Here is a 12,472-nt window from a genome sequence, read left to right as displayed (position 1 = left end):
AAAATCTGTTTGTTGGCTGTTTTGCGCCGGCGCAGCAGGTCCATGGCCAGCTCCAGGCCCGAGACGGTATTGGTATGAAAGGGGCCCACCTGCAAAAAAGGCAGGTCTTTTACTTCAATCTGCCAGGCATCATTGCCAAAAGCGATTACATCCAGCGTGTCTTTGGGGTATTTTAGCTTGATGAGCTCGGCCAGGGCCAGGGCCACCTTTTTGGCGGGGGTAATGCGGTCTTCGCCATAGAGGATCATGCTGTGGCTCACATCAATCATCAGTACGGTGGCCGTCTGGGTCTTGTAGTCTTTTTCATACACCTCCAGATCCTGCTCGGTAAGCAGGGGGCCATCAAAGCCGTGGTTGATCTGGGCATTGCGCAGCGAGTCGGTAATGGCAATTTGCTCAGGGGTATCGCCAAACTGGTACTCCCGCTTTTCGGTGCGGGGCTCATCACCGGCTCCGGAAAAAAAGCTGTGGTGATTGCCCTTGCCCCCCTTTTTCAGCTTGCCAAAGATCTCTTCCAGAGCGCTTTTGCGAATGGCCTGCTCGCTTTTGGCCGTTACCTCAAATTTCCCCTCGGGGTTCTCATCGGTAATGTAGCCTTTGGCTTTCAGGTCTTCGATAAAATCGCCCATGCCGTAGGCATCGTCGGTGAGGCCGTACTTCTGATCCAGGTTGTTGAGCCAGTGCAGCGCCTCGGACACATCGCCGGAGGTAATAAGCAGCAGCTGCATAAAGATCTTCAGCAGGTTGTCAAAAGTGCTTGCATCCGGATCGCCTTCGGGCAAAAAGTCAGTAAATCGGTAGCCTATCATGCTGCGCTAGAGTGTTCTGTAGTATAACGCTTTTTGCGCCGAAAGATGTTCAGCCCCTGGGCAATAAGGTGCTGAAAAAAAGAGTGAACGGTTCTCTTCTGCACCGGTATCGCTTTCCTTTTTTAGTGAATGAGTACTTAAAGAGTATAGCTAAAATCCAGCGGATCGGGATAGGTAAACCGATACCCCAGCTCCTGCTGCAGCTTTTGGGGGCTGATGGTTTTGTGCTTGTCGGTTGCTGTAACTTTTGGCGGCGGCCAGCCCTGCTGCGCTGCCGTCTTTTGGTAAATGGCCGCCCGGCTGGGGTGCAGGGGAGAGCAGGCATTGTAGACCTGCCCCCATTTGTCTTGCGCCAGCAACTCTACAATGATCCCGATGGCATCATCGCGGTGCAGGTAATTAATGGGGGTATCAGCTACCTCACCCCCCTTGCTCCACTTGCCGGGAATGCGGTCGTAGCCCATCAGACCGCCGCAGCGCAGAATGGTGAGGCGCTCGCCCAGGGCTTCCTGCAGCAGGGCCTCGGCCCGGATCAGGGCCTGGTTGGCGCCGGGTGCCGAGGGGTCCAGAGCATCTTCTGTCAGGGCCTCCCCCTCATCCGGATAGACACTGGTGGAGCTGATGTAAAGTACCTTTAGGAGGGTGTGAGGGGTTAGTATTTCTAAAAGGGCCTGAATCTGCCGGGGATGGAAATCATTGCCTCTTCGCCCTGTCTGAGGAGGAATGTCGATCAGGAGGATATCCGTCTGAAAAAAATCTTCTGTTTTCTGGCCCTCCGGTTGCGGATCCAGGCGCAGCAGATAGGGCTGTATGCCTACATCGCGCAGGGAGGGTAGTTTCTGGGCGGTGGTGGTGCTGCCTTTTACGGCATAGCCTTCGCTAAGCAGGCGGCGGGCCAGGGGGGTGCCCAGCCAGCCGCATCCAAGTATACTTATGGTTGTCATAAAAAAAGCGTAGCAGGTGGTGCTACGCTTTAAAGGTAAAATTTTGCCGGATTGTTATTTAGGCATGGTGCCAAAAACATAATCCCAGAGAGGAGAGGAGACGCCATAGGCGCGCTCAGGATCTTTGTAATGGTGAATGGCATGGTGCACCCACAAGATCTTCAGGAAGTTTTTGGGCGGCTGATAGGCATGCACGGCATAATGCACAAAAAGGTAAAGTGAGTAGCCCGTAAGCATGCCGGGCACAAAGGCAAAAACCCCCTCGCCCAGCAGCAAGCGAAATACAAAGAAAAACACGGCTACATACACAAGTGCCAGCAGGGGCGGCATGGCCAGGCGATCCTTATCCTTAGGAAACTCGTGGTGCACTCCATGAACGGTATACTGGATCTTGGCCTTGAGCTCATTGGTATGCTCCATATGGAACACATAGCGGTGCGCCAGGTACTCAAATAGTGTAAAAGTGAGAAAGCCGGTAATGAAGAGGGCTACAACCGCCAGGCCGCTCAGGCCAATCTCGCTAACACCATAATAGAGGAGGCCTACTGAGATTACCGTATAGAGACTCAGCGGAATGGAAATATGCGTACGGGAGAGACGCTCCAGCACAGGATTTTTAAAAAGCTGGGCGCTTCCTTTGGTCTTTGGTTTGATCGTATGGTCCATAAAAAAATAATAACTTGTATTTCCCGACAAATGCCTAACGGGCGGATACGTTAAAAGGTTTAGGCATCTTTTGCGATGCCAAAAAAAGCTGCTCTCTGCTTGGGGCTTAGGGGGGGCTCAGGCTGGGCAGATCTTTAGGCGCCAGTACCTGCTCATATACAGCTTCGTACTGAGGCAGAATGTTGCTGATGTCAAATTCCCGGGCCCGGGCCAGGGCGCCTTCCTTAAAGCGCTGCAGGTTTTCATCGGCCAGTATAAACAGGGCGCGTTCGGTCATTTGCCGGGTGTCGCCCACCGGGCAGGTAAAGCCCGAAACGCCATCAACTACCAGCTCGGGCAGACCACCGGCATTGGAGCTTACTACCGGTACTTCGCAAGCCATGGCCTCCAGGGCTGCCAGGCCAAAACTTTCCTTTTCGGAAGGCATCAGGAAGAGGTCGGCCACGCTCAGCACTTCTTCTACGGCTTCCAGCTTGCCCAAAAAGCGCACATCGTCGCAAATCTTGAGCTCCCGGCACAGCTTCTCCATTTTGGGGCGCTCGGGTCCATCGCCCACCAGCAGCAGGCGGGCCGGCATGGCTTCGCGTATCTGCTGAAAGATGCGGATCACATCATCTACCCGTTTTACTTTGCGGAAGTTGGAGGTATGCACCACCACTTTTTCGCCCCCGGGGCTGATGGCAGTCTTGAAGTGGTCTTTCTTCTGCTTTTTAAAACGCTCCAGGTCAATGAAGTTGTGCACTACGGTAATATCCTTGTGGATCTCGAAGTGCTGGTAGGTTTCCTGCCGCAGCGATTCCGATACAGCCGTAATACCATCCGACTCGTTGATGCTGAAGGTGACCACCGGCGCATAGGAGGCATTTTTGCCTACCAGCGTAATGTCGGTACCATGCAGGGTAGTCACCACCGGTATGCTGATGCCCTGGCTCTTCAGGATCTGCTTGGCCATATAGGCCGCCGAGGCATGGGGGATGGCATAATGCACATGCAGCAGGTCCAGCTTTTCGTAGCGCACCACATCCACCATTTTAGAGGCCAGGGCCAGCTCATAAGGGGGGTAGGCAAAGAGCGGATACGGCTCCATGTATACCTCGTGGTAATAGAGGTTTTCGCTGAAAAAATCCAGTCGGGTAGGCTGCGAATAGGTAATAAAGTGGATCTCATGGCCTTTTTTGGCCAGGCCCTTGCCCAGTTCTGTTGCTACTACACCGCTGCCTCCAAAGGTTGGATAACAAACAATGCCGATTTTCATGCCTTTGTTAATTCTGATTGTACTTGTTGAAGCTTTGCATGGCTTTATACACCTCATCCATAATGCGGGTGCGCGTGCCAAAGCGGATCAGCTTCGTGTTGTTTGCATCGGGGTGTATCCGGTTCGATAGAAAAATATAAACCAGATCAAATTCAGGGTCTACCCAGGCCGCTGTGCCGGTAAAGCCTGTATGACCAAACGTACGCGGCGAGGCAAAGTTAGAAGTAGGGCCATGGGCGGTATTGAGCTCGGGCTTGTCCCAGCCCAGGCCGCGGCGGTTGCCTTTGTACTGCGTCTGGGCAAAGCGGGCAATGGTGCCGGGAGAGTAGTAGCGCTTGCCGCCATACTCGCCATCCTGCAGCTGCATTTGCATGAGCACGGCCAGGTCGGTGGCGTTGCTGAACAGGCCTGCATGCCCGGCAATGCCGCCCATCATGGCGGCGCCCTGGTCGTGCACCATGCCGGCCACCAGGCTGTTGCGGAAGTAGGTATCCTGTTCGGTAGGGGCTATGCGGTCAAGGCTGTACTTGCTCAGGGGCAGGTAGGTCATGGTTTCCAGTCCCAGGGGGTCATAGAGGTTCTGGGCCAGAAAGTCGGCCATGGGCTGATTCAGGATCTTTTCGGCAATGCGCTGCATGATGTAATAGCCCACATCGCTGTACTTGTACTCCCAGGTCTTTTTGCCCTTGGGCTTGGGCTGCAGGTCCGATTTTTTGATCCACTGCCAGATGGAGTCCTGCATGCTGCGGCTGGTAAAGATATTGCCGGCCACCTGCAGGCTGTAGTCGGGCATGGGGGTAGGGCTGTAAAAGGCGGTATTGAGGGCCGTGCCGTTTAGGGTGTATTTCCAGAAGGGGATGTAGGGAACAAGGCCGGCCTGGTGCGCCAGGATCTCCCGCAGCGTAAGGGCGGCCTTGTTGGTGCCCTTCAGGTCTTCCAGGTAGGTGACAATGGGCTGGTCCAGGTCTATGAGGCCCCGTTCTTCCAGAAACATCATCACCTGCAGCGTAGCCGCCACTTTGGTAATGGAGGCAATGTCATAAACGGTTTCATTACTTACCGGCCGCAGGCTGTCGTAGCTCAGGTGGCCAAAGTTTTTCTGGTACACAATGGACCCCTTGCGGGCTACCAGAATCTGCATGCCGGGGGTGGCCCCCAGCTTAATGGCTTCTTCGGCTATGCGATCAATGTTGCGCAGCACCGTGGCATCCATGCCTACATCTTCGGGGGTGGCGTAATTGAGGCGGTCCAGCTCCCGGGTGGCATCGCCCATGGTGCGGCGCACCAGGCCGCTTACCGATACGGGCAGCTTGCCCCTGGCCGGCAGGCCGCCAAAGATCAGCGAGGGCACAATCTTCTGAGTATACTCATTGTCTTCATAGGCCACCACCAGGTTGCGGGCCTGCTCAAAGTGCTTGAGGCTGTAGGCCGAGCCAAATACGCTGATGATGGTGTTGGGCTTTTTGCGGGCTTCGTTCAGAAAGCGGATCTGCTCGGGCAGCAGGCCAAATTCCCTGGCCGGAGCGCTTACCATGCCGTGTACCCCTACCACCACCACATCATAGAGGCGCAGGGTGGTAAGCAGGTCGTTAAAGGCATCGGCAGAGGCTTCTTTGTCAATATGATAATGGTCAAAGGGGGCGTAAAGGGCCAGTGTTTCTGAAAATGTGTTTTTGGTATTGGTGCCTCCCACCGTAACTACCGCAAAGGAGCGCTCCTCTACATGCCGCAGCGGCATCAGGTTCTGCTGGTTGTGCACAATGGAAACGGCCTGTTCATAGAGCTTCTGGCGGATCATGTCTGATACCGGATCGTTCAGCTTGTTAACCAGATTGTCGGTATTGATGGGGGTGCGTTTGTGCAGACCGGCCCAGTACTTGGCCTGCAGAATGCGGCGGGCGTGCTCGTCAATGCTTTTCTGGCTGATTTCACCCCGCTTTACCGCCCGGCGGATCTTGCGGATGGCGCCGGCCACATCTTCGGAAAACAGCAGCACATCATTGCCGGCCTTCAGGGCTTCCAGATCGGCATCGCCGGGTTTGTAAAACTGGCTTACCCCCTTCATGTTAAGGGCATCGGTAAAGATCAGGCCCTGAAAGCCCAGTTCTTTTTTGAGCAGGCCATTGACCACCGCCGGCGAAAGGGTAGTAGGACGGTTAGGCGCATTATCCAGCGCCGGCACATTGATGTGGGCCACCATAACGCTGGCTACACTATCGGCCATGAGCTGCTGAAAGGGGTAGAGCTCTATGCTGCGCAGGCGCTCCATGTCATGGTTGATAACCGGCAGGGCAAAGTGCGAGTCGGTATCGGTATCGCCATGACCGGGAAAGTGCTTGGCCGAGGCCAGTACCCCATGATCCTGCAGACCGCGCATGTAGGCAATGCCCTTGCGGGCCACATCAAACTTGTACTCGCCAAAGGCACGGTTGCCGATAACGGGGTTTTGCGGGTTGCTGTTTACATCCACCACCGGGGCAAAATTAATATGCACGCCCAGCAGCCGCAGCTGGCGGGCTATGTCGGCACCCATGGTATAGATCAGCTGATTGTCGTCTACGGCGCCCAGCGTCATCTGGCGCGGATAGTTGGGAATGCTGTCCAGGCGCATGCCCAGGCCCCACTCGGCATCCATGGCCACAAACAGGGGTACTCTGGCCTGCTGCTGCAGCTGGTTGGTGATGCGGGCCTGGCGCACCGGGCCGCCCTGAAAAAAGATAAGCCCCCCAATGTGGTGGTCGGTTACCAGCTTTTCCAGCTCCTGTACATGTTCTTTATCGCGGTTGGAGTAGGCAGCCACCATAAACAGCTGGCCAATGCGCTGTTCTTCGGTCATGCTTTTCATCACACTGTCAACCCAATGTTCCCGCTTTTTCACCCAGTTTCTGGCGGCGATAGAATCGGGCGGAAATGGGGCGGCCAGGGCGGCCGTTACGCCCATCATACACAAAGCCATTACGGCACAAACTTTTCTGAACATGCAAACGTTACCCCTCTGAATAATCGTTAGTTTTGTAGTACGCAAAATACGCTAATTATGAAGATTCCTTCCCTGGTCCGGCTGCCCAAATATAATAAATTTACCTATGAGCCGCGGTATTACGATCCTGTGAAGGAAGAAGTTACCGAGCGGGCCGAACGCATCCGGCGGGAGGTAGAAGCCCAGCCAAGCGAAGAGCTGCGCGGGCGCCTGCAGGCCGAGTGGAAGCAGGCGCAAAGCCGTCAGGAAACACAGGCCAAGCAATCCAGCGTAAGCCAGCTGATCTTTGTGGTGCTGTTTTTCTTCACATTTGTAGGCTTCATATTTTACGGTAATAACGCGCTTTACCTTGGATTGATTCTTATCCCCGTTTATATTTTCTTACGTGTGAGGCAAATGCGGCAGAATTCATAAAACTGCCAAAAGCAAGCAGGAGGGTGATTCTTAATCTACCCTCTTTTTTTGTATCTTTACCCTTCTGATCACTCCGGCCTGCACCCCTTGTGCGGGTCTCTTTTTCAACCCGCTGCATGGCCGATATTATTCGTTTATTACCCGATGCTATAGCCAACCAGATCGCTGCCGGAGAGGTAGTGCAGCGGCCTGCATCTGTAGTAAAAGAGCTGATGGAGAACAGCATTGATGCGGGCAGCACCCGGGTGCAGGTGCAGGTGCGCGATGCCGGCAAGGCCCTTATTCAGGTGATCGACAATGGCAAGGGCATGTCCGAAACCGATGCCCGCATGAGCTTTGAGCGGCATGCCACCTCTAAAATTCGCACCGCAGACGATCTTTTTGCCATTCGCACCATGGGCTTCCGGGGCGAGGCCATGGCCTCCATAGCCGCCGTAGCCCAGGTAGAGCTCAAGACCCGCACCGCCGGCGCCGAGCTGGGCACCCGCATTTGCATAGAAGGATCGGAAGTAAAGGAACAGGAGCCCGTAGCCTGCGCCGAGGGCACCAGCATTACGGTTAAAAACCTTTTTTTAACGTGCCCGCCCGGCGCAATTTCCTTAAGTCCAATGGGGTGGAAATGCGCCACATTGTAGAAGAATTTCAGCGGGTGGCCCTGGCCCATCCCGAGATTTCCTTCAGCCTGCACCAGAACGATCTGGAAACCTACCAGCTGCAGGGAGGCAAGCTTAGCCAGCGAATTGTGCAATTATTCACAAAACAGCACCAGGAGCAGATGGCCGCCTGCCGAGAAGAGACCCCTCATTTGAAGATCTGGGGCTACATCGGCAAGCCGGAGCACGCCAAAAAGACCCGGGGCGAGCAGTACTTCTTTGTAAACCAGCGCTTTATTAAAAGCAACTACCTGCACCATGCCGTCATGGGCGCCTATGAGGGCCTGCTGCAGTCCGATACCTACCCCTTTTATGTACTTTTCCTGGAAATAGACCCCCAGCAGATCGACATAAACGTTCACCCTACAAAAACCGAGATCAAGTTTGCCGATGAGCGCACCGTGTATGCCATTATGCACTCGGCCGTGCGGCAGGCCATCGGCACCCATAACCTAACCCCCTCGCTTGATTTTGAGCAGGATGTGAACTTTACCGCCCGCCTCTCGGCGCGGACAGAGGGGCCTGCTGCAGAAGGGGGAAGCGCCTACAGCGGCGGTGGTTTTGGCGGCTCGGGTGCCGGTGCAGCCAGCCCCCGGCCAGACCGCAGCTGGGAGCAGTTCAGACAAAGCCATACAGGCGCTGCTACTGGCTGGGAGCAACTTTTTGAGAGGGGCCGTACTACTACCGGTGCCGATAGCCAGCCCCATGCGGTGATTCAGCCCAGCCGGGCCTTTACCGAGGCCGTTACCATGCCCAGTGCAGCCAACCAGCTGCCGCTGGAGCGTGCATCCGCCAGTCCGGAAGGGGGGCAGGAACTGCAGCAATCCTGCTTTCAGCTGCACGGGCGCTACATCATCTGCCAGGTAAAATCGGGCATGATGCTCATAGACCAGGAGGCGGCCCATCAGCGGATTCTCTATGAAAAATTCCTGCGTCAGCTGCAGCAGGGCTCGGCCAGTTCGCAGCAGTCGCTCTTTCCGCAGCAGGTGCAGCTGGCCCGCCAGGATGCCGAGCTGCTGCAGGAGTATCAGGAAGAGATCCGCAGCCTGGGCTTCGAGATCAGCCTGTTTAGCGGCGATTCGCTGGTGATCCAGGGGGTGCCTGCCGATCTGGCCGGTATGGACGGGCAGCGTCTGCTGGAAGGCCTGCTGGAGCAGCTCAAGCACCATCGCACCGAGCTGGCCCTGAACAAGCGGGAGCAAACTGCCCGGGCCCTGGCCCAGCGGGCGGCCATGCGCTGGGGACAGCGCCTGGAACTAAGTGAAATGCGGGCCCTCATCGATCAGCTGTTTGCCTGCCAGACCCCGGCCTATACGCCAGACGGACGCCAGACGTTCCGCATTCTGGACCTTGATAAAGTATCTGAACTTTTTAAATAAAACCAAGACATGTTTCGTCTGACCCCTGTCGTTAAGAATCTGCTGATCATAAATGTAGCTGTATTTTTAGGTGCCCTCCTGCTGGATGTTTACCAGGAAACCGTGCATTTTTTTGCTTTATATTACATGGGCTCCGATAACTTTAGGGCCTGGCAGTTCGTTACCTATATGTTCCTGCATGGCGATCACATGCACCTTCTCGGGAATATGATTGGGCTGGCAGTGTTTGGCCCCTGGCTGGAAGAGCTCTGGGGAAGCAAGCGTTTTCTGCAGTATTACCTGATCACTGGCCTGGGCGCCGCGGTCCTTTTTATGGGGGTTGATTTCTTTGAGCACCGCCAGATGCAGCAGGATGTGGATGCTTACCTGAGCAATCCCTCTCCGGAGTTGTATGTGGAGGTAGTACAAGAGCACTTTGCCAGGTTTTATCCTAATGTGCGAGGCCTGGCTGACCAGTATTACCAGCAGCCCGAAAATGAGGCTCTGGCCGGGCAGGCCGAGCAAACGATCCGGCAGCTATATGAACTGGTGCTGGACACCCCCATGCTGGGTGCATCAGGCGCCATCTTTGGGTTATTGATGGCGGTAGGACTGCTGTTTCCGCATCGGCGCATTATGCTGCTGATACCGCCCATCCCCATGCGGGTGCGAATTTTTGTACTGCTCTATGGCGCCCTGGAAGTATACCTGCTCCTGAAGCGTGTACCCACCGATAATGTGGCCCACATGGCGCACCTGGGCGGAATGTTTGTAGGATACCTCTTGTTGGTTGTATGGGGAGAGGCCCGCAACCGATATCAATAGCATCTGTTAGTCTGGCAATAGCATGAACGGATTTTTTGAAGAACTAAAAAACGCATTTAACCGGCCCAATAACGGTCTTTACCGCATCATCCTGATCAACATGCTGGTGTTTGCGGTGCTGATTGTGCTGCGGGTGATCCTGAACCTTTCGGGTGGCGGAGCGATCTACGAATGGATCATGAACCAGCTGATGATGCCGGCCAGCGTGGGCGCCTTTCTGCAAAAGCCCTGGACGGTGATCACCTACATGTTCACCCATGTCGATTTCTTCCATATCCTGTTCAACCTCTTGTTTCTCTACTGGTTTGGGCAGCTGATCATGGAGTACCTGGGCAGTAAAAAGTTTGTGAATATTTATGTGCTGGGCGGCCTGGCCGGCGGCATTACCTTTCTGCTCATCTATAACCTGCTGCCCTACTACCAGCCCATGGTACCACGCTCGGTGCTGCTGGGGGCCTCGGCAGGGGTATCGGCCATTATTGTGGCGGCGGCTACCTTGCAACCCAACCATTCCTTTTTTCTGCTCTTTATCGGGCCGGTCAAGATCAAGTACATAGCCATTTTCTGGGTAGTGTTCAAGAGCTTTGCCGGGCTGGATGGTCCCAATGCCGGCGGTGAGCTGGCGCACCTGGGCGGTGCTCTGCTGGGCTGGGTCTATATCGTGCAGCTACGCCGCGGGCCCGATATCGGCGCCTGGGTATCGGGCAGCCTGGACTGGGTAGGGGGACTCTTTAACCGCAGCGCGCGCATCAAGGTAAGCCACCGCCGCGAAAAAGCCTATACCACCCCCCGCAGCTCGTTTCGCTCGCAGCAGCAAAAGCCTGGCGGCCCTATGAAAGCCTCACAGGACGAGATTGATGCCATCCTGGACAAGATCTCCGCCCAGGGCTATGAAAGCCTAACCAAAGAAGAAAAGCAAAAGCTATTTGAAGCCAGCAAGAAAAGCTAAAGCACAAATGAGCCTCCAAATGGGGGCTTTTTTTATGCCCTTTAGTGATACCCCTCCAGCAAGAGATAGCTGAGCAACAGGCAGCGAATGCTCCACAGCAGCGTACGGGGCCAATTCCAGAGCACTAGTTTTTGAGTGAGGACAGGGGTGTACCCCTCCTGTTGCAGCCGGGCATGCAGGGGTACAAATACCAGAAAAGTAATGCCCCAGACCAGCACCACACAGCCGGCCGCCAGCCAGTAGAGCAGAGCATGTGCCGCCAACCCCCTGCTTACGACCAGCCAGCTAAGCCAGCCCGTAAGGGCCAGCTCTGCCAGCATTAGCGGAATTACCAGCCAGGCAATGCGGCGGGTGTGCTGATGCTGATAGGCCGTACAGGCCTGCTGGCTCACATAGGCAAAGCCGGGGTAATGCACCAGCTGCACCATCCAGATAAGTCCGGTAAGCAGTGCTGTTGCCAGCAGATTAAGAATCAGGAGCGATGAGTAGTCCATAGCGGAAGGCAGCGGGAGGGCCTATCCCAAGGTAGAAACAAAAGCGGACTTATACCGCTTTTTCTACTTCTGTATCCCGGTTGGCCAGCTGTCCGCAGGCAGCATCAATGTCTTTGCCACGGCTGCGGCGCACATGCACATTTACCCCCTTGCGGCGCAGGTAGTTGCTGAAGGCATCCAGCCGGTCTTCGCCGGTATTGATAAAATCGGCTTCCTTAATGGGGTTATATTCAATGATATTTACCTTGCTGGGTACCGCCTTGGTAAACTGGTAGAGCTCTTCGGCATCCTGCAGCGTATCATTGAAATTATAGAATACAATGTATTCAAAAGTCACCGGGTTGCGGGTCTTCTGATAATAGTACTGCAGGGCCTCTTTCAGGGCTTCCAGCGTATTGCTTTCGTTGATGGGCATGATCTGGTTGCGCTTTACGTCATTGGCGGCGTGCAGCGACAGGGCCAGGTTAAATTTCACCTCATCATCGCCCAGCTTCTTGATCATTTTGGCAATGCCGGCCGTACTTACGGTAATGCGCCTGGCGGCCATGTTCAGACCATCTTCGGCCGTAATGCGGTCAATGGCCGAGAGTACGTTCTGGTAGTTGAGCAGGGGTTCTCCCATGCCCATGAACACAATATTGGTCAGGGGGTTGGCGTAGTGCTCCTCGGCCTGGCGGGTAATGGTGACCACCTGATCATAGATCTCGGAGGCCTCCAGGTTGCGCTTGCGGTCCATATAGCCTGTAGCACAAAACTTGCAGGTAAGCGAGCAGCCCACCTGTGAAGATACGCAGGCCGTCATGCGGTCGTCGGCCGGGATCAGTACCCCTTCAATCAGGTGAGTATCGTGCAGGCGAAAGGCCGATTTGATGGTGCCATCGCCGCTTACCTGCTTGCTGGCTACGGTAAGGGGGTGGATCACAAACTGGGCCTCCAGTTGCTCCCGCAGGCCTTTGGAGAGGTTGGTCATGTCGGCAAAGCTGCCGGCCGACTTTTTCCAGAGCCATTCCCAGATCTGTTTGGCCCGAAACGGTTTTTCGCCCATCTGCTGCAGGGCAGCAGTGAGTTGCGCTAAGGTTAGCTTGCGGATGTCGGTTTTTTTTGAGGGTTTCGGTAGCCATGGGT

At 55.2% G+C, this 12,472-nt stretch carries 10 protein-coding genes and 1 pseudogene; 4 read left to right on the top strand and 7 right to left on the bottom strand.

Annotation, left to right across the window (positions count from 1 at the left end; translation table 11 throughout):
• From ADICEAN_RS17490 to ADICEAN_RS17470, 5 genes are all read right to left on the bottom strand, one after another.
• A partial coding sequence (locus tag ADICEAN_RS17490; RefSeq protein ID WP_040397942.1) for a vWA domain-containing protein occupies positions 1-809 on the bottom strand: 809 nt, incomplete at its 3' end.
• Between the two features lie 137 nt (positions 810-946).
• Positions 947-1,753 carry a Rossmann-fold NAD(P)-binding domain-containing protein gene (locus tag ADICEAN_RS17485; protein WP_009196984.1) on the bottom strand — a complete coding sequence of 269 codons (807 nt, stop codon included), beginning with the start codon at positions 1,751-1,753 and terminating at the stop codon, positions 947-949.
• 54 nt (positions 1,754-1,807) lie between these two features.
• The gene (locus ADICEAN_RS17480) at positions 1,808-2,419 is read right to left on the bottom strand and encodes a sterol desaturase family protein (protein WP_009196983.1); all 612 of its coding nucleotides are present in this window, start codon (positions 2,417-2,419) and stop codon (positions 1,808-1,810) included.
• A gap of 106 nt (positions 2,420-2,525) precedes the next feature.
• Positions 2,526-3,674 carry an N-acetyl-alpha-D-glucosaminyl L-malate synthase BshA gene (gene bshA, locus ADICEAN_RS17475; protein ID WP_009196982.1) on the bottom strand — a complete coding sequence of 383 codons (1,149 nt, stop codon included), beginning with the start codon at positions 3,672-3,674 and terminating at the stop codon, positions 2,526-2,528.
• A gap of 7 nt (positions 3,675-3,681) precedes the next feature.
• Positions 3,682-6,618, bottom strand: coding sequence for a glycoside hydrolase family 3 N-terminal domain-containing protein (locus tag ADICEAN_RS17470; protein WP_009196981.1), 2,937 nt, complete (start codon positions 6,616-6,618; stop codon positions 3,682-3,684).
• A 93-nt stretch (positions 6,619-6,711) separates the two neighbouring features.
• On the opposite strand from ADICEAN_RS17470, the gene ADICEAN_RS17465 reads away from it, so the two are divergent.
• The 4 genes and pseudogenes from ADICEAN_RS17465 to ADICEAN_RS17450 all read left to right on the top strand — a co-directional run bounded on the left by ADICEAN_RS17465 (position 6,712) and on the right by ADICEAN_RS17450 (position 10,853).
• Positions 6,712-7,068, top strand: a complete 357-nt coding sequence (locus ADICEAN_RS17465) for a hypothetical protein (protein WP_009196980.1) — start codon at positions 6,712-6,714, stop codon at positions 7,066-7,068.
• A 116-nt stretch (positions 7,069-7,184) separates the two neighbouring features.
• Positions 7,185-9,100, top strand: a pseudogene (mutL, locus tag ADICEAN_RS17460) (DNA mismatch repair endonuclease MutL).
• Positions 9,101-9,109: 9 nt separating this feature from the next.
• Positions 9,110-9,904, top strand: a complete 795-nt coding sequence (locus ADICEAN_RS17455; RefSeq protein ID WP_009196977.1) for a rhomboid family intramembrane serine protease — start codon at positions 9,110-9,112, stop codon at positions 9,902-9,904.
• A 22-nt stretch (positions 9,905-9,926) separates the two neighbouring features.
• Entirely contained in the window at positions 9,927-10,853 is a 927-nt protein-coding gene (locus ADICEAN_RS17450; protein WP_009196976.1) for a rhomboid family protein, read from the top strand.
• A 41-nt stretch (positions 10,854-10,894) separates the two neighbouring features.
• On the opposite strand, the gene ADICEAN_RS17445 is transcribed toward ADICEAN_RS17450, so the two are convergent.
• Positions 10,895-11,347: a hypothetical protein gene (locus ADICEAN_RS17445; protein ID WP_009196975.1), complete on the bottom strand. Its 453-nt coding sequence runs from the start codon at positions 11,345-11,347 to the stop codon at positions 10,895-10,897.
• Between the two features lie 49 nt (positions 11,348-11,396).
• Positions 11,397-12,437, bottom strand: a complete 1,041-nt coding sequence (rlmN, locus tag ADICEAN_RS17440) for a 23S rRNA (adenine(2503)-C(2))-methyltransferase RlmN (protein WP_040397944.1) — start codon at positions 12,435-12,437, stop codon at positions 11,397-11,399.
• Positions 12,438-12,472 lie beyond the last annotated feature (35 nt).

Source organism: Cesiribacter andamanensis AMV16 (assembly GCF_000348925.1).
GTDB lineage: Bacteria > Bacteroidota > Bacteroidia > Cytophagales > Cyclobacteriaceae > Cesiribacter > Cesiribacter andamanensis.
Note: the sequence above shows the minus strand (reverse complement) of the source record. Positions and strands in the feature narration are given on the sequence as shown.